The 16,256-nt window shown below is 63.0% G+C and carries 15 protein-coding genes and 1 tRNA gene; 8 read left to right on the forward strand and 8 right to left on the reverse strand.

What is annotated here, in order from left to right; translation table 11 throughout:
* The 3 genes from LB541_RS17905 to LB541_RS17915 form a co-directional block, all read left to right on the forward strand.
* Positions 1-260, forward strand: a 260-nt coding sequence (locus LB541_RS17905; protein WP_210239552.1) for a hypothetical protein, incomplete at its 5' end; no start/stop codon positions are given.
* A 204-nt stretch (positions 261-464) separates the two neighbouring features.
* Positions 465-1,604, forward strand: coding sequence for a helix-turn-helix transcriptional regulator (locus LB541_RS17910; protein WP_224619185.1), 1,140 nt, complete (start codon positions 465-467; stop codon positions 1,602-1,604).
* A 368-nt stretch (positions 1,605-1,972) separates the two neighbouring features.
* Positions 1,973-3,754 carry a hypothetical protein gene (locus LB541_RS17915; protein WP_224619188.1) on the forward strand — a complete coding sequence of 594 codons (1,782 nt, stop codon included), beginning with the start codon at positions 1,973-1,975 and terminating at the stop codon, positions 3,752-3,754.
* A gap of 218 nt (positions 3,755-3,972) precedes the next feature.
* On the opposite strand, the gene LB541_RS17920 is transcribed toward LB541_RS17915, so the two are convergent.
* Positions 3,973-4,049: transfer RNA gene (locus LB541_RS17920), tRNA-Arg, on the reverse strand.
* 85 nt (positions 4,050-4,134) lie between these two features.
* Positions 4,135-5,298, reverse strand: a complete 1,164-nt coding sequence (locus tag LB541_RS17925) for a M20 aminoacylase family protein (protein ID WP_140513917.1) — start codon at positions 5,296-5,298, stop codon at positions 4,135-4,137.
* Positions 5,299-5,499: 201 nt separating this feature from the next.
* On the opposite strand from LB541_RS17925, the gene LB541_RS17930 reads away from it, so the two are divergent.
* The gene (locus LB541_RS17930) at positions 5,500-6,660 is read left to right on the forward strand and encodes a D-alanyl-D-alanine carboxypeptidase family protein (protein ID WP_224619190.1); all 1,161 of its coding nucleotides are present in this window, start codon (positions 5,500-5,502) and stop codon (positions 6,658-6,660) included.
* Positions 6,661-6,663: 3 nt separating this feature from the next.
* Positions 6,664-7,788 (forward strand): CobW family GTP-binding protein, encoded by a 1,125-nt coding sequence (locus LB541_RS17935; RefSeq protein ID WP_224619192.1) that lies wholly within the window; start codon positions 6,664-6,666, stop codon positions 7,786-7,788.
* 12 nt (positions 7,789-7,800) lie between these two features.
* Here LB541_RS17935 and LB541_RS17940 read toward each other — a convergent pair whose 3' ends face one another.
* The 5 genes from LB541_RS17940 to LB541_RS17960 form a co-directional block, all read right to left on the reverse strand.
* Positions 7,801-8,031, reverse strand: a complete 231-nt coding sequence (locus tag LB541_RS17940) for a sulfurtransferase TusA family protein (protein ID WP_181168327.1) — start codon at positions 8,029-8,031, stop codon at positions 7,801-7,803.
* Between the two features lie 11 nt (positions 8,032-8,042).
* The gene (locus LB541_RS17945; RefSeq protein ID WP_140500750.1) at positions 8,043-9,362 is read right to left on the reverse strand and encodes a murein L,D-transpeptidase family protein; all 1,320 of its coding nucleotides are present in this window, start codon (positions 9,360-9,362) and stop codon (positions 8,043-8,045) included.
* A gap of 252 nt (positions 9,363-9,614) precedes the next feature.
* Positions 9,615-10,565: an acetyl-CoA carboxylase carboxyltransferase subunit alpha gene (locus tag LB541_RS17950; protein ID WP_140525771.1), complete on the reverse strand. Its 951-nt coding sequence runs from the start codon at positions 10,563-10,565 to the stop codon at positions 9,615-9,617.
* A 98-nt stretch (positions 10,566-10,663) separates the two neighbouring features.
* On the reverse strand, positions 10,664-11,581 hold the full coding sequence (locus LB541_RS17955; protein ID WP_224619194.1) for a site-specific tyrosine recombinase XerD: 918 nt from the start codon (positions 11,579-11,581) through the stop codon (positions 10,664-10,666).
* 22 nt (positions 11,582-11,603) lie between these two features.
* Positions 11,604-11,756, reverse strand: coding sequence for a histidine kinase (locus LB541_RS17960; protein ID WP_140513945.1), 153 nt, complete (start codon positions 11,754-11,756; stop codon positions 11,604-11,606).
* A gap of 207 nt (positions 11,757-11,963) precedes the next feature.
* Between LB541_RS17960 and LB541_RS17965 the strand changes: the two genes are divergently transcribed.
* Genes LB541_RS17965 through LB541_RS17975 form a run of 3 tightly spaced genes read left to right on the forward strand, consistent with a single transcriptional unit; the run spans position 11,964 to position 14,658 of the window.
* The gene (locus LB541_RS17965; RefSeq protein WP_140676381.1) at positions 11,964-12,575 is read left to right on the forward strand and encodes a shikimate kinase; all 612 of its coding nucleotides are present in this window, start codon (positions 11,964-11,966) and stop codon (positions 12,573-12,575) included.
* Positions 12,572-13,768: a 3-dehydroquinate synthase gene (gene aroB, locus LB541_RS17970; RefSeq protein ID WP_224619196.1), complete on the forward strand. Its 1,197-nt coding sequence runs from the start codon at positions 12,572-12,574 to the stop codon at positions 13,766-13,768. Before LB541_RS17965 ends, aroB begins: the two co-directional genes overlap by 4 nt.
* Positions 13,765-14,658 carry an HlyC/CorC family transporter gene (locus LB541_RS17975; RefSeq protein ID WP_140558088.1) on the forward strand — a complete coding sequence of 298 codons (894 nt, stop codon included), beginning with the start codon at positions 13,765-13,767 and terminating at the stop codon, positions 14,656-14,658. The genes aroB and LB541_RS17975 overlap by 4 nt, the downstream gene beginning before the upstream one ends.
* 47 nt (positions 14,659-14,705) lie before the next feature.
* Here LB541_RS17975 and LB541_RS17980 read toward each other — a convergent pair whose 3' ends face one another.
* Positions 14,706-16,250, reverse strand: coding sequence for a SpoVR family protein (locus LB541_RS17980; RefSeq protein ID WP_224619199.1), 1,545 nt, complete (start codon positions 16,248-16,250; stop codon positions 14,706-14,708).
* Positions 16,251-16,256: the final 6 nt, after the last annotated feature.

The raw sequence follows: 16,256 nt of genomic DNA on the forward strand, positions 1-16,256 counted from the left end.
GCGGCAAGGGTGGGGGCAAGGGTGGAAGCAAGGGGTCAAGTCGTGACGGTGCGATGGAGATCGAAACCGGGCTGATACCCAGTTCAGTCAACGCAACAAACCCTACGCAGGTAAGATCTTTCAAAATTTTCGAAGGCAAGGGATGTCGCCGCGACTACGCACGGTTTTGCCCGACGAAACCGATGGGTAAATGCGACCTTGAAAGCCAGATCGAACGGCTTTCACCTGCGTGCAGAGATTTCGTCGAGAAGCATCGGTGAAGTTGCGTGGCTATTATGCTAATGTAGCTATCTCTCATTCGATGCGTCAGTCTGACGATAGGTCCTCAGCTGACCGTCTGTCGAGCATGGCCGCGGGAAATAAACATCCCTGGCCCGAGCCGGTTGCGGGGCCTGTAGCTGGAGGGCCGTCAACGGGCCATGAGGAGAAAAAGGGCGAGAAACCGGGATCGCGACGCAAATCCTATGTCCGACAATCGGAACATTGCCGCTGCGATCGAGGCTTGCTACGACGCCGCGTTCGAGTTTAGGCAGTGGCCCGCAGCGCTTCAAATGCTGGCCCACTCCCTGGGAGCCACAAGTTGCGTTATCCGCACCTGCGATCCAACTCACCCGTTTCGTAGCGATCAGCGATCGCCGACCGCGCTCAGACCCGATTCGACCGAACATGCCGAATTCGCCGCCCTTTGGATCGAAAGAATCGAAGGTGCTCCCGATCCGCATGAACGTAGACCGCGCAAGAGGTTGGCAAAACTGACAGACAGCTTCGTTGTCGAGGATGAGATCACCACTCGTGATGAGCGCGAGGTTCTCCCTTATTACCAAGAAATCGCGCGTCCAGGCGACCGGGAATGGTGGGCTGCAATAGACTTCATGGTGAAGGATCGAAGGTGGATGCTCTCGATGTTTCGTGACGCTCATAAGGGGCCATTCTACCGGAATGAAGCCGAGGATTTCTTGGCGATCGTTCCGTCGATGGTTCGCATCATCAGTGCTGCGGAAAAGGTTTGGGAAACGGCAGTCGAACCGAACCTGGCCATTCTGGATCGGATGGGAAGCGCAGCGCTGTTGCTGAATTGCCGAGGCCGCGTCACCCGCTACAATAAACACGCGGAAGCTCTGCTTGGTACTGGCCTCGTTATCCACGGTGGTCGTCTGCGGGCGGCAGATCGGCCCAGTGATTCACGCTTGCAGAAATTGATCGCAGGCGTGGTCAGCCAATGCGGCGACTTGAGCGACGGGGAGCCCGTTTTGATTGCTCGCGAGGGTTCGCCATGGCTTCTTGCTGAAGCCATTCCGATGACCTCGTTCGTCCATGACCTCTTTAACGGCGGAGACGCGCTCCTCTATTTTACCGATCTTGTGGCCGAACCGGCGCTACCCAAGCAACTGATAAGGCGCGCCTTTCAACTAACAGCAGCCGAAACGCGGCTGGCCTGCCGCCTTGCCGATGGCCGAGGTATAGGCGCGGCAAGCTCTGCCCTGGGAATTGGCCGTGAAACCGCCAGAACCCAGCTCCGTGCAATATTCTCGAAAACAAGCACCGGAAGTCAGGCGGAACTCGCGAAGCTCTTGTCCCGATACCAAGGGTCCTCCACGCATTGAAGTCGCGGTGTCACCCGTTCGGGTGAAGCCCTGACGGTCCAAGGGTTGCACTCTGCGCTGAATCGGGGCCGTGGCACTTCACAACAACAGGCGCCGGTCTCGATCCGATACGTCTCAAGCGGGGCGGGCGGTCAGACGATATTTGGTTTTTGCAACGGCGCGTGCCTGAATCCCTCTGGTGTCCGACTAGTGCCTTCGGGCCGAAGAGGTGAGCAGAAAACATCGCGTCCGCTATTACATTAGCAGTAGGAAATATATTGCCAAACGGCGGCGCGAGGCGGATCATCAACGCCCGCACCTCCGATCGAGAATTGGAAAGACAGGGCTGATCGGAGCTTGCCGATCGTACCGAACGCCAGGAGGTTCAGATGAAACTGCGTGCTTGCCTGCCAAGTGCAGGATGGACAGCTATTGCCTTAATGAGTTTCGGCACAGGTGCTGCCATTGCTTACGCCGCGGACAGTCCGTTGCAGTCGCAGCTTGCGGCGCCAAGAGTATCGTTGCCGGGGGAACTCGACATCACACACTGCGTCGCTCTGGCCCCTGCCGGCCAATCACTGGCCCCGCAAGACTTGAAGGCCTACGAGGAGGCCCAGCCGCCATTGTGGGATGACCTGGGCTCCCTGAGCTATCCGATCAGCACAAAGAGCGCCGATGCCCAAAAATACTTTGACCAGGGGCTGCGGTTCGCCACCAACTTCAATCACGCGGAGGCGCGACGCGCCTTCCGCAAGGCACAAAGCCTCGATCCCGACTGTGCGATGTGCTTCCTCGGCGAGGCACTGGTCCTGGGCCCGAACATCAACGTGCCGATGGATCCCACCGCAAATGCACCAGCGATCACTGCTCTTCGAAAGGCGCAGGCGCTTTCATCCGGTGCCACCGAGAAGGAGCGGGGACTGATCGAGGCGGTCGCCACGCGGTATTCCGAAGATCCCAAGGCCGATCGAAACACCCTGAACGCCGCCTTCGCCGATGCAACTGCGGCGCTTTCCGACAAATATCCTGACGATCTCGAGCTCGCTGTGCTGGCCGCAGAGGCCGGCATGGACACGCAGCCTTGGGACTATTGGCAGCCGGGCGGCAAGGAACCCAAGGGCCGCACCGCCGACATCCAGAGGCGGCTGGAAGGCGTTCTCGCCAGGAAGCCCGACAATCCGATGGCGATTCACCTCTACATTCATCTTGTTGAAGCCTCGGATCGTCCGGAGCGCGCCGAGCCCTACGCGGACCGGCTAGCAGCGCTGATGCCGGGGGCCGGACACATCGTCCATATGCCGAGCCACATCTACTATCGCGTCGGCCGCTACACGGATTCGCTGAAGTCCAACGAAGCTGCCTCGAAAGTGGACGAGACCTATCTCGCCGAAACCGGCGCTACCGGTGTCTATCCGCTCGGCTACTATTCCCACAACGTGCACTTCGTATTGGTTTCGGCCCAGCTCCTCGGTGACTCGAAGACGGTGCTTGCAGAGGCTGAGAAGCTGGACAAGTTTCTGACTAACGAGGTGGCCACGGCAATACCGATCGTGCAGCCGGTGAAGGCAGCTCCGTATTTCGCCTGGGCGCAATATGCCGAACCCGATGCGATCCTGGCTAAGGCCGAGCCGGCCGGCGCGCCGCCTTACATCACATCGATGTGGCACTATGCGCGCGGCGTCGCCCTGGCCGAGAAGAAGGACGCCTCGGGCGCGCGAGTCGAGGCGGACGCCATCCACAAGATCGCTCAGGAAACCGACTGGTCGGTGCACGATGCCTGGGGAATCCCGGCATTGTCGGTCCTGCAAGTGGCCGAAGATGTCGTACGTGCCCGCGCTGCGCAGGCCGAGAATGACGTCGGCGGCTCGATAGCCTTCTGGAAGAAAGCGGTCGAAACGGAGGACACGATCCCCTACATGGAGCCTCCGTACTGGTATTATCCCGTGCGGCAGTCCCTCGGTGCCGCCCTCCTCAAGAACGGTCAGCCGGCGGACGCGGCGAAGGAGTTTGTGGCGGCGCTCCACCGCGCACGCAGCAGCGCCTGGGCACTGTTCGGGCTGCAGCAGGCGGCGGAAGCCCAAGGCGATACTGCCGCCGCAACGAAAGCCGCGGACGAACTTTCCAAAGCCTGGAAGGGCGATCCGGGCATGCTGACGCTGGAACGGCTCTGAACCTCATCCCGGACGGGACCGCTGCGGTCCGTCGACCGGGCTCCAACCAATCAACCAATTTCCGATTTGTCGGAACGTCTGCAAGCGCTTTTCTGACGTTATTCGAACGGTAGAAATCCGCATGCAGGTTCCGTACAGATGACCGATGCGACCCCAGTGATCGGCTCTGGTTTCAGTCCGATTCAGGTCCGACAGTATCCGGCTTAAGCAGCAAAACGTGGTGATCCCGACAGGAATCGAACCTGTGACCTACAGATTAGGAATCTGCCGCTCTATCCTACTGAGCTACGGGACCACGCGGCCCGACACATAGCCGCTTCCGATCGTTTCGCCAAGGGGCGGGCCGAACACAATCGGCCCGCCCCTGCCGCCGCCAGGCCTCAGGCGGCGAGCGCGGTTTCGGCCAGCTTCACCCAGTAGCTCATGCCGTGCGGGATGGCCTCGTCGTTGAAGTCATAGGCCGGGTTGTGAAGGCCGGCGGTGTCGCCATTGCCAATGAAAATGAAGGCGCCGGGCCTGGCTTCCAGCATGTAGGAGAAGTCCTCGCCGCCCATCACCGGCTGGATGCCGCGGTGGACATGAGCGTCGCCGGCGACGTTTGCCGCGACGTCGCTGGCAAAAACCGTCTCTTCCGCATGGTTGAAGGTTACGGGGTAGTTCGCCTGGTAATCGACCTCGATCTTCGCGCCGAAGGCCGTGGCCAATCCGTCGCAGATGGCACGAATGCGCTCTTCCGACTTCTTGGCGATTTCCTTGCGCAAGGTGCGCACCGTGCCTGCGATCTCCGCCGATTCCGGGATGATGTTGTAGGCGTCGCCGGCATGGAATTTGGTCACCGACACCACCACCGCTTCAACCGGGTCGGTGCTGCGCGAGGCGATCGTCTGCAGGGCGCCGACCAACTGGCTGGTGATGACGATCGGGTCGATCGTGCCGTGCGGCATCGCCGCATGGCCGCCGCGGCCCTTCACGGTGATGGTGAATTCCGCGGTCGCCGCCATGATCGGGCCCGGCCGGATGGCGAACTGGCCGACCGGCAGGCCCGGCATGTTGTGCATGCCGAACACTTTCGCGATGTCGAAACGCTCCATCATGCCGTCCTTGACCATCTCGTTGCCGCCACCGCCGCCTTCTTCGGCCGGCTGGAAGATGACCGCCACCGAACCGGCGAAATTGCGCGTCTCGGCGAGATATTTCGCCGCACCCAAAAGCATCGCCGTATGGCCGTCATGGCCGCAGGCATGCATCTTGCCGGGAACGGTCGAGGCATAGGGCTTGCCGGTGATCTCGTTAAGCGGCAGCGCGTCCATGTCGGCGCGCAGGCCGATGGTGGCGCCTTCGCCCTGGCGGCCGCGAATGATGCCCACGACGCCGGTCTTGCCCAGCCCCGTCACCACATCGTCGCAGCCGAAGGCCTTCAGCTTCTCGGTGACGAAGGCGGCTGTTTTGAAGACGTCGAAATTCAGTTCCGGGGTCTGGTGCAGATGTCGTCGCCAGCCGGCAACCTCGTCCTGCATTTCGGCGGCACGGTTCAGGATTGGCATGATGGTTCCATCTCGCTGTTGGGGCAGGTCCGCTGCCTTGCAATTGCGATCGTCAGGCACTTTGCCATGTTGACGTCACATAGAGTAAATAGCACCGCAACAATGCGGTCCGTTTTTGAGGGCGGACTCATTTTGCTGGCGATCGCGTAAATATTACGGAGCCAGGGGCGACTACGGCAAGAGGCGATTTCGGATTCGATCATGCGGCACAGGCATTTCCTCAAACTATTCTGCGCGGGCGCCGTGGCGTTCTCGGCGCTGGCCGGGCCGGCGCTGGCCAATCCGGTCGTGCTGTTCGACCTGAACAGCGGCAAGATCCTCCAGCATCAGGACGCGTTCAAGCGCTGGTACCCGGCATCGCTGAGCAAGCTGATGACGGCCTATGTGACCTTCCGGGCGATCGCGGCCGGCGAGGTCCGGCTCGATTCGCCGATCAAGGTAACGAAACATTCCGCCGCCGAGCCGCCGAGCAAGATGGGCTTCAAGCCAGGCTCGGTGATGCGGCTCGACAATGCGCTGAAGATGATGCTGGTCAAGTCGGCAAACGACATCGCCATGGCCGTCGGCGAGAATGTCGGGGGATCGCAGGCAGCCTTTGCCGAGCGCATGAACGCCGAGGCGGTCCGGCTCGGCATGAATGGAACGCATTTCGTCAATCCGAACGGGCTTTATTCGCCGGATCAGTACACCACAGCGCGCGACCTGGCCGTGCTGGTGACGGCGATCCGCCGCGAGTTTCCGCAATATGCGCCGTGGTTCTCGATCGAGGGGCTTGCGGTCGGCAAGAGGGCGATTCCCAACTACAACCTGTTGATCGGCCGCTATCCGGGGGCCGACGGCATGAAGACGGGCTTCGTCTGCCCCTCCGGCTTCAACATGATCGGTTCGGCGACCCGCAACGGCCGCACGCTGGTGGCGGTGGTGCTCGGCGAGAAATCGGCGATCACCCGTGCCGAGGCCGCGGCCAAACTGCTCGACCAGGGTTTCGATACGCCTGCCGCCGGCTCGGCCACCATTGCCACGCTGGCGCCCTACGGCGACACCATCTCGCCCAACGACATGCGTGACGAGATCTGCAAGAAGAAGGCGCCGGCGGAGCAGTCCGAGGCACCGCCCGTCGTCGCCAAGAACGTGCCGAAATCGCCCTACCAGGAAAAGCTCGACCACGTGCCGACACTGGTTGCCGTGGGGCTTGGCGGCGCGACCGGCCCGACGCCGATGGCCATGCTCGCCCAGGGCAGCCAGGAATATGCCGACGTGCCCATTCCGACCTGGCGTCCGGACAGACCGGCGCCCGGCGCCGGCCCGACGGTGGCGGGCTCGGCTGCGCAGGGCGACCAGCCGGTCAAGGTTGCGAACTAGGCAATGAGCGGTTTTCCCATCCCTGTTTCCGTGCTGACCGGTTTTCTCGGTGCCGGCAAGACGACGCTGCTCAACCGGCTCCTGAAGGACCCGGCGCTGGCCGACACGGCCGTCATCATCAACGAATATGGCGAAGTGGCGATCGATCACCTGCTGGTGGAACAGGCGTCCGACGGCATCATCCAGCTTTCGGACGGCTGCCTTTGCTGCACGGTACGCGGCGAACTGGTCGACACGCTGGCCGATCTGGTCGACCGGCTGCAGACCGGCCGCATAGCCCGCCTTGCCCGCGTCATCGTCGAGACCACCGGCCTTGCCGATCCGGCGCCGGTGCTGCAATCGATCATGGCGCATCCGGCCCTGGTCCAGGCTTTCCGGCTCGACGGCGTCATCACCTTGGTCGACGCGGCCAACGGCGATGCCACGCTCGATGCCCATGTCGAGGCGGTCAAGCAGGTCGCCGTCGCCGACCGCATCGTGCTCTCCAAAACCGACCTGGTCGCTGGTCCGGATGGACTGGAAGCGCTGCGGACGCGGCTGCGGCAGATCAATCCGGGCGCCGAACTGCTGGCTGTCGACGATGCGAAAACGAGCGTCGCGGCGCTGTTCGACTGCGGCCTCTATAACCCGGCGACCAAATCCGCCGATGTGCGGCGCTGGCTCGGCGAAGAAGCGATGCATAACCATGATCATCATGATCATGACGGGCATGACCACGGGCATGACCACGGGCACGGCCACGACCACGGGCACCGGCATGATCAGCGCATTCGCACCCACTCCCTGGTGCATGACGGCCCGGTGCCGTTCTCGGCCATCGAGATGTTCCTCGATCTTTTGCGCTCCACGCATGGCGAGCGCCTGCTGCGCATGAAGGGCGTCATCGAACTCGAGGAAGATCCGTCGCGGCCGCTGGTGGTGCATGGCGTGCAGAAAATCCTGCATCCGCCGGCTCGATTGCCGTCCTGGCCGGACGGCCAGCGCGGCACCCGGCTGGTGCTGATCACGCTCGACATGCCCGAAGACTATGTAAGGCGACTGTTTGCCGCCTTCACCAACCGGCCCTCGATCGACACGCCCGACCGCGCGGCGCTGGAGAACAATCCCCTGGCGATCGCGGGACGCTGACCTTTACGACAGCTATTCGCCGCGCTCGACCAGGAAGCGGTGACCGCCTGATATGGCGGATGTCTCTACGAGATGATGACCAGAGTCGGCGCAGAACGCCGGAATGTCGATAACGGCGAGCGGATCGGTCGTTTCCAGCCAGAGCCGGCTGCCGGGGCGCATCCCGGCCAGCCGCTTCTTCGCCTTCAGCACCGGCAAAGGGCAGTTCAGCCCCTTCAGATCGTAGACGGTGACGTCGGTCACGGCGAAAAATGTCAGCCGCCGAACATGCCGAGCAGCTTGTTCTTCAGCCTCGTCACGCGGCTCTCGTCGGCACTTGCGGCCTGCGTTTCGGCCGGCGGTGCGGGCTCGGCCGGCGCTTCGATCGTCGCGGTGGCGACAGGGGCTTCCTTGGCGGTCTTGGCCGCTTCCTTTTCGGCCAGCGCCTGCGCCTTGGCGGCTTCCTTTTCGGCCAGCGCTTGCGCCTTGGCCTGCTTGGCAGCTTCTATCGCGGCCAGCCGCTGCTCCTCGGCTTTTTGCTTCGCGGCCTTTTCGGCATCGAGCGCGGCCATCTTGCGGCCGGCGGGCGAATCGATGCGGCCCATGCGCGCCGTCTCGGTGACCGAGCCGTCCGAGTTGAGCGATGGCGGGTCGATCGGCACGCGCTCGCCGCGCGCACGGCGCTTGGACCAGTCGGAGACGATGCTGGCTTCCTTGATGCCGGCGATGGTGGGCTTGGGCGCCGGCGTGCTTGCCTTGAGGGCGCCGTTGAACGCAGCCTCATACGTGCTCTGATAAGCACTGTAGGCGCTTTTCAGCGAATCCGGCTGCGTGGACGCAGGGCAGGGGCCGGTCGGATTGAATGTGGTGCCTTCGGGAGCCACCTGGTTGAAGACGTAGCGCTTCTCGCAAACGTCGACTTTCGGCGGTACCTTGGTGATCTCGAAATTGTCGTAGCCGACCTTCAGCATCTTCCAGAATTCGTAATTCGGGTCGTTGCGGTAGCGCGCCATGTTGGCGGCGGTCATGCGGAACGGGAAGGCCTGGATCTGGAACTCGGTCTGGCCGCCCTGGAAGGCATCGCGGCCGAACGCATAGATCTGCTCGATCTGGGCATCGGTCATCGAATAGCAGCCCGAAGACGAGCAGGCGCCGTGCACCATCAGGTTGGAGCCGGTGCGGCCGTTGGCGCGGTCATAGGCGTTGGGATAGCCGATGTTGAAGGACAGATGGTAGTTCGAGCGCGGGTTCATCTGCGCCGGACGCACGGTATAAAAACCTTCCGGCGCCTGGCGGTCGCCCTCGGTGTATTTCGGCCCGAGCTTGCCCGACCATTTGCAGATATCGTAGCTGGCGACCATGTCGTAGCGGCCGTTGGTCTTGGCCTTCCAGATTTCGAGCTTGCCCTCTTCCTTGAAGATGCGCGCCATCACCGAGGAGGTGCGCACCATGCCCTTGGCCCTCATGTCGGCCAGGATCTTGTCGGGCAGGGGCTTGTTGGCCTCCGGGGCAAAATCCTTCATCGACGAATCATTGCAGCCGGCAACGGCTATCGCGGTGATGAGAATTCCGGTGCGGGCAAGCTTGGCAAACATGGATAAGGCTACGTCTTCTCTTTCGGGCCAATGGCTTCGAAACGGCCGAGCCCGCATGCTGAACACAGACGGACCGTACGCCCGTTAACCTTGAAAATTCCTTACCGCAAGCCTCGGCCACCCCTCACGGCAATTCCATTGAACCGAATCCGGCGGCATTTTTGTGGCGAAATTGCTCATCGCCGCCACATTGCCGTGGAGCGTTGCCGTGGAGGCGGCTTGCGGCGGCCCGGTTGAGCCGCCAAATCGTGGTCAGAGGCTGCGGCCCATTGCCAGATACTTCTCGCGGCGCTGCTCGCGAAAATCCATGTTGGCGCCGGCAAAATCCTTCATCGTCTTGGCGATGAGATCGCCCGTCGCGGCAATCACCGTTTCGGGTGCGCGCTGGGCGCCGCCGATCGGTTCGGGAATGATGGCGTCGATGATCTTCAGTTCCAGAAGGTCCTGGGCGGTGATCTTCATGTTGGTCGCCGCGTCCTTGGAGCGCGTCGTGTCGCGCCACAGGATGGAGGCCGCGCCCTCGGGCGAGATCACCGAATAGATGGCATGTTCCAGCATGTAGACGCGGTTGGCGGTGGCGATGGCAATGGCGCCGCCCGAACCGCCTTCACCGATGACAACCGAAATCGACGGCACCTTGAGCGCAAGGCAGGCCGAGGTCGAACGGGCAATGGCTTCGGCCTGGCCGCGCTCCTCGGCGCCGACGCCGGGATAGGCGCCGGCCGTGTCGACCAATGTCAGCAGCGGGATCTTGAAGCGGTCGGCAAGCTCCATAAGCCGCACGGCCTTGCGATAGCCTTCGGGGCGCACCGAGCCGAAATTGTGCTTCAGCCGGCTCGCCGTGTCGGAGCCCTTCTCCTGGCCGAGGATCGCTACCGGTTCGCCGCGGAACCGGGCAAAGCCGCCGACGATCGCCTGGTCCTCGCCGAAATTGCGGTCGCCGGCGAGCGGCGTGAAATCGCTGAACAGGCCCTTGATGTAGTCGACGCAGTGCGGCCTGTCGGAGTGGCGCGCCACCTGCACCTTCTGCCATGGCGTCAGTGCCTTGTAGAGATCGCGCAGGGCATCGCGCGACCGCTTCTCGAGCCTGCTGATCTCGTCGGCGACATCGACCGCCTCGCCGTTCTCGGCAAGCTTCTTCAGTTCCAGGATCTTGAGTTCCAGATCCTGCACCGGCTTTTCGAAATCGAGGTAGTTGTACATGCTTGGGCGGACCGATACGTCGGAAGCAAAGACTGGCGGGACCCTGAAATCCGGGGCTCCGGGCGATGGAACGTCGCCCTCACATAGCGATATGAGGTCTAGTCGGCAAGCGGGTGATGATCGTTGACCAGCCGCACCAATCGCTCCTCCAGCACATGGGTATAGATCTGTGTCGTCGATATGTCGGCATGGCCAAGCAGTTGCTGGACGGCCCTGAGATCAGCCCCGTTCTGCAAGAGATGGCTGGCGAAAGCATGGCGAAGCACATGTGGCGAGACCTTGGCCGAGGCGATGCCGGCCCGGGCCGCCAGCCCCTTGAGGTCGCGAGCGAAGACCTGGCGCGAGAGGTAGCCGCTGTCCGACGCGGCAGGAAACAGGAACGGGCTGTCAGCGAAAGCGGGCACCTTGGCCCGGGCGGCGAGCCAGGCTCGCATCGCCGCGCGCGCCTTGGCCGACAGCGGCACCATGCGCTCCTTGTCGCCCTTGCCGCGCACCATGAAGAAACGGTCGTCGCGCTGCGCCACCGTCACCGGCAAGCCGACCAGTTCCGAAACGCGCAGGCCTGTCGCATAAAGCACTTCGACCAGCGCGTGCAGACGCAGCGCCGCCAGCCTGTCGCTGTCGCCGAGCCCGGCATCGCCGGCCTCCTGCGCGGCGCGGTCGATCAGCCGGCCGGTGTCGGCCTCGCTCATGGTCTTCGGCAGCGGGCGGCCTTTTTTCGGGCTGTCCAGCGTGCCGGTCGGGTCGTCGCGGCGCAGGCCCTCGGCGTAGAGGAATTTGAAGAACTGGCGGATCGCCGACAATTTGCGTGCCTGCGATGTCGGTGCGAAGCCGCGTGCGGCGATGTCGTCGAGATAGGCGCGGATGTCCGCGGCGCCGGCGCCGGCAAGACCGCCAGGGATTTCCTGCGAAGCGTCATCGAGGTCGCGGCGATAGGAGGAAAGCGTGTTTTCGGCGGCACCCCGCTCGGCGCTCATCATCTCCAGAAAGGCTTCGATGCGGGCGGCGCTGTTCATTTCCTGAAGTTTTTCTTCGGGCTCAGTTTTTCTTTGGGTTTAGCTTTTCCGCAGGGATGCGCACGCTCATTTCCGCCTTTTTCGGCTCGACGAACATCACCAACGCGAACATCGTACCATAGGCGATGCCCGCCAGAATCGCTGTTATCACGACGAGGCGAAACAGTGTCGGCATCAATCTTCGCCCGTCTTCTTGTTCTGCGTTTCCAAACCCTGTGCCCTTATGGGACGCCAATCCGGCCAATTCAAGCGAGAAGCTGAAGCGCGCCGGCAACTTCCAATGCAGCCGGTTCCTCGCTCGCGGGAGGCCAGCCTGCCTCAGTGCGCTTGACGCAACCGGGCTTTTCATGTCGATACGCCGGCAAAGAGGGCTTCGAGGCTGATGAACGCGCTACCAGCAAATCCTCCGGGCGGGAGCCATGCCGCGCTGCTGGGCAGGCTCGGCGGCCGCTCCATCGTCTTTGTCGGCCTGATGGGCGCCGGCAAGACCGCGATCGGCCGCAAGGTCGCCAGCGTGCTGGCGCTGCCTTTCATCGACAGCGACCAGGAGATCGAAAGCGTCTCGCGCATGACCGTTCCGGAACTGTTCGAACGCTATGGCGAAACGGAGTTCCGGGCGCTGGAGCAGCGCGTCATCCTGCGCGTGCTGGAAAACGGCCCGCAGGTGCTGTCGACCGGCGGCGGCGCCTTCATGAACGCACAGACGCGCGAGGCGATAGCGGCACATGGCGTGTCGGTATGGCTGAAGGCCGAACTCGACCTTTTGATGGACCGGGTCTCCAAGAAACAGAACCGGCCGCTGCTGAAGAGCCCCGATCCGCGTGGCGTGCTCGAGCGGCTGATGAGTGAACGCTATCCGGTCTATGCGACATCGGACGTCACCGTGCCGACCCGCGACGACCGCAAGGAAGTCATCGCGGCCGAGGTGGTGGGGGCGCTGTGCCGGCATTTCGATATCGCCCAGACCACTCCCGCGGGCGAGGTCGAACCGTGAACGCCAATGCAGCCGTTGCCGTCGAGGTCGGACTTGGCGAGCGGGCTTACGACATCCTGATCGGGCCGGGGCTTTTGTCGCACGCCGGCGCCGAGATGTCGCGCCGCCTGCCGGGCCGACGCGCCGCGGTCGTGACCGACGAAAACGTCGCGGCGGCGCATCTCCATACGCTGAAGGCCGGTCTGCTCGAGAGCGGCATCGAGCCCGCCGTGATCACGCTGCCGCCCGGCGAGAAAACCAAGAGTTTCGCGCATCTCGAAGAGGTGGTGGACGGCGTCCTGGCCGCGAAGCTGGAACGCGGCGACGTCGTCATCGCCCTCGGCGGCGGCGTCATCGGCGACCTGGCCGGCTTTGCCGCCGGCATCGTGCGCCGCGGCATGAACTTCGTGCAGATCCCGACCTCGCTCCTGGCGCAGGTCGATTCCTCGGTCGGGGGCAAGACCGGCATCAACAGCGCGCGCGGCAAGAACCTGGTCGGCGTCTTCCATCAGCCGAAGCTGGTGCTGGCCGATACCGGAGTGCTCGATACGCTGCCGATCCGCGAATTTCGCGCCGGCTACGCCGAACTCGCCAAATACGGGCTGATCGACCGGCCCGAATTCTTCGCCTGGCTGGAGAAAAACTGGGCCAGCGTGTTCGCCGGCGGACCGGAGAGGGTGGAGGCCATCGCCGAGGCCTGCCGCGCCAAGGCGGATGTCGTTGCCCGCGACGAGTTCGAGACCGGCGACCGCGCGCTCCTCAATCTCGGCCACACTTTCGGCCATGCGCTGGAGGCCGCCACCCGATATGACGGCGCCCGCCTCGTCCATGGCGAGGGGGTCGCCATCGGCATGGCGCTGGCGCATCGCTTCTCGTCACGACTCAACCTGGCCAGTCCAGACGATGCGGCGCGAGTCGAGGCGCATCTCAACACGGTGGGACTGCCGTGGCGGATGGCTGACATTCCCGGCGAACTGCCCGACGCCGATGCACTGCTTGGCTTCATCACCCAGGACAAGAAAGTGTCGCGCGGCGCGCTGACCTTCATCCTGACGCGCGGCATCGGAGAGGCTTTCATCGCGAAGGACGTGCCGGCCTCGGAGGTGCTGTCGTTCCTCAGGGAGAACCACCCGAGCGCGACGGAAGGCCGGCAAGGAAGCCGCCGGGATAGGCAAGAGAGCCGTCCGGACAGGCAAGGAAGCCGTCCGAAATGAATGGGGCCGGCTGGATCGTCATCGCTGTCCTTGCCGTCCTCATCGTGTTGGCCGTCGCCATGCGCACGCGCCTGCTTGCCGCTTTCGGCTATGAACTGTCGCGCATCGAGCCGCAGCGTTCGAGCGGGGACGAGCTGCGCGGCGCCGTCGACGATTTCCGCCGTGACGGCCAGGTGGTGCGCGAGGAGCGCGATCGCATCGGCGGGTTGTTCGACCTCGAGGAGCTCGAAGTCTCCGACGTCATGGTCCACCGCACCAATATGCGCTCGGTCAACGCCGACAATGCGCCGGAAGCCGTGGTGCGCGAGATCCTGCAGAGCCCGCACACCCGCATGCCTTTGTGGAAGGGGTCGCTCGACAACATTGTCGGCGTGCTGCACGCCAAGGACCTGCTGCGCGCGCTCAACGATGTCGGCAACGACTTCTCCAGGATCGATGTGATGAAGATCGCGTCAAAGCCCTGGTTCGTGCCCGATACGACGACATTGCAGGAACAGCTCAACGCCTTCCTGCGCCGCAAGGCGCATTTCGCCGTCGTCGTCGACGAGTATGGCGAGGTCGAGGGGCTGGTGACGCTGGAGGACATCATCGAGGAGATTGTCGGCGAGATCGCCGACGAGCACGATGTCGACATACAGGGCGTCAAGCAGGAGGCGGACGGTTCCGTCGTCGTCGACGGAACCGTGCCGATCCGCGACCTGAACCGGGCGCTCGACTGGGACCTGCCGGACGAGGAGGCAACCACCATCGCCGGCCTGGTCATCCATGAGACGCAGTCGATCCCCGAGGAGAAGCAGGCCTTCACCTTCCACGGCAAGCGTTTCATCGTCATGAAACGCGACAAGAACCGCGTCGCCAGGCTCAGGATCAGGCCGGCAGGCGACAGCTGAACGGTCCATCGTGTCGCAGACACGCACAACCGCGTCATCCCTGATGCTCAACAGTCCTTGGTCGAGCGTTCGCCGACCATTGCGTCGGTGTCGGCGTCGACGGCCGCCAGGCTGACTTCATAGCCCCAGAGATGCCGGATGTGGCGAAGGGTCGCGTCGCGGCTGTCATTCTCCAGCACGACCCCATTCTTCACCTTGTGCTGTAGCCGCAAATGCCGGTCGCCGAGCAGGTCCACGTCCACAACCTGGATGTCGGGCCGGCTCGCGCCCACATCATAGCTGTGGGCCAGCGCGGCGCGTATGTTGTTGTAGCCCCGCTCGTTGTGGATCGATGCGACTTCGTAGTGCGGTTGGTCGGCTCCATCGGCCAGGACGAAGAGCCGCCATTTTCGTATCAAGGTCGGGCTGAGATACTGGCGAATGAAGGATTCGTCGCGGTGGTTGGCCCAGGCGTCGAGCAGCGTCTCAAGCCAGTCGCCACGGCCGGCTATGTCCGGGAACCAGTCGCGATCTTCGGCTGTCGGCTCGGTCGAGATGCGCTGAATGTCCTGCATCATGTCAAGCCCGAGCGCGTAGGGGTTGATGCCGGAAAACCGCTGGTCGTCGAAGGATGGCTGGAAGATCACGTTCGAGTGGTTGCGCAGGATTTCGAGCATCGCGCCTTCGGTGATCCGGCCACGGTCGAACAGCATGTTCATGAGCGTGTAGTGCACGAAAGTGGCGCACCCTTCGTTCATCACCTGGGTTTGCCGCTGCGGGTAAAAATACTGCGCAATGACGCGGACGATCCTGAGGATCTCGCGCTGCCAGGGTTCGAGGACAAGGCTGTTCTTCTCAAGGAAATAGAGCAGGTTTTCCTCGGGCAGATTGAGCGATTTCTTCCGCTCCGACACGCCTTCATCGCCCGCTTCGGAGTTGTCGGCGTCCTGCGCGGGCGGCAGGGTGCGCCATAAGTCATTGTAGGAACGCTCCTCGTATTCGAGGCGCTCGCGAAGTCCCTCGCGCTGCTGCTCCGACGACAGTTTCGGCGGCCGGTGATACCGGAACACGCCTTGCTCCATCAGCGCGTGAGCGGAATCGAGAATGGCTTCCACGGCGGCCAGGCCGTGCCGCTCCTCGCACCGGGCGATGTAGCCCTTGGCAAAGTCCAGATAGCTCAGGATTCCTCCGGCATCCGTCCATTGGCGGAAAAGGTAATTCTTCTTGAAGAAGTGATTGTGTCCAAGTGCTGCATGAGCGGTCACCAAGGCCTGCAGCGCCATGGTGTTTTCCTCCATCAGGTAGACGATGCAGGGATTGGAATTGATGACCAATTCATAGGCCAGCCCGCGACCGCCTTTGCGATAGAGAAGCTCGTTGTAAAGGAAATGCTTGCCGAACGACCAATGCCGGTACATCAGCGGCATGCCGACCGACGAGTAGGCGTCGAGCATCTGCTCGGAAGAGATGACCTCCATCTGCACCGGATAGGTGTCGAGATGAAGCTGGTCGACCGCAATCGCCTCGATCTCCTCATAGACCCGCGACAGCTTTTTGAAATCCCAGTCGGATCCGGAGAAAAGCAACCCCGATTTGTTGGCCTGGCCAGCCATCCGGCA

Source organism: Mesorhizobium sp. BR1-1-15, from assembly GCF_020165475.1.
In the GTDB taxonomy this organism is placed as follows: domain Bacteria; phylum Pseudomonadota; class Alphaproteobacteria; order Rhizobiales; family Rhizobiaceae; genus Mesorhizobium.

Coding starts and splice junctions, on each gene's coding strand:
- LB541_RS17975 (WP_140558088.1), top strand. CDS start 13,765: ATGAATGGGGCCGGCTGGATCGTCATCGCTGTCCTTGCCGTCCTCATC.
- LB541_RS17980 (WP_224619199.1), bottom strand. CDS start 16,250: ATGGCTGGCCAGGCCAACAAATCGGGGTTGCTTTTCTCCGGATCCGAC.
- LB541_RS17960 (WP_140513945.1), bottom strand. CDS start 11,756: ATGCCGACACTGTTTCGCCTCGTCGTGATAACAGCGATTCTGGCGGGC.
- LB541_RS17935 (WP_224619192.1), top strand. CDS start 6,664: ATGAGCGGTTTTCCCATCCCTGTTTCCGTGCTGACCGGTTTTCTCGGT.
- LB541_RS17925 (WP_140513917.1), bottom strand. CDS start 5,298: ATGCCAATCCTGAACCGTGCCGCCGAAATGCAGGACGAGGTTGCCGGC.
- LB541_RS17955 (WP_224619194.1), bottom strand. CDS start 11,581: ATGAACAGCGCCGCCCGCATCGAAGCCTTTCTGGAGATGATGAGCGCC.
- LB541_RS17910 (WP_224619185.1), top strand. CDS start 465: ATGTCCGACAATCGGAACATTGCCGCTGCGATCGAGGCTTGCTACGAC.
- LB541_RS17915 (WP_224619188.1), top strand. CDS start 1,973: ATGAAACTGCGTGCTTGCCTGCCAAGTGCAGGATGGACAGCTATTGCC.
- LB541_RS17950 (WP_140525771.1), bottom strand. CDS start 10,565: ATGTACAACTACCTCGATTTCGAAAAGCCGGTGCAGGATCTGGAACTC.
- LB541_RS17945 (WP_140500750.1), bottom strand. CDS start 9,362: ATGTTTGCCAAGCTTGCCCGCACCGGAATTCTCATCACCGCGATAGCC.
- LB541_RS17930 (WP_224619190.1), top strand. CDS start 5,500: ATGCGGCACAGGCATTTCCTCAAACTATTCTGCGCGGGCGCCGTGGCG.
- LB541_RS17965 (WP_140676381.1), top strand. CDS start 11,964: ATGAACGCGCTACCAGCAAATCCTCCGGGCGGGAGCCATGCCGCGCTG.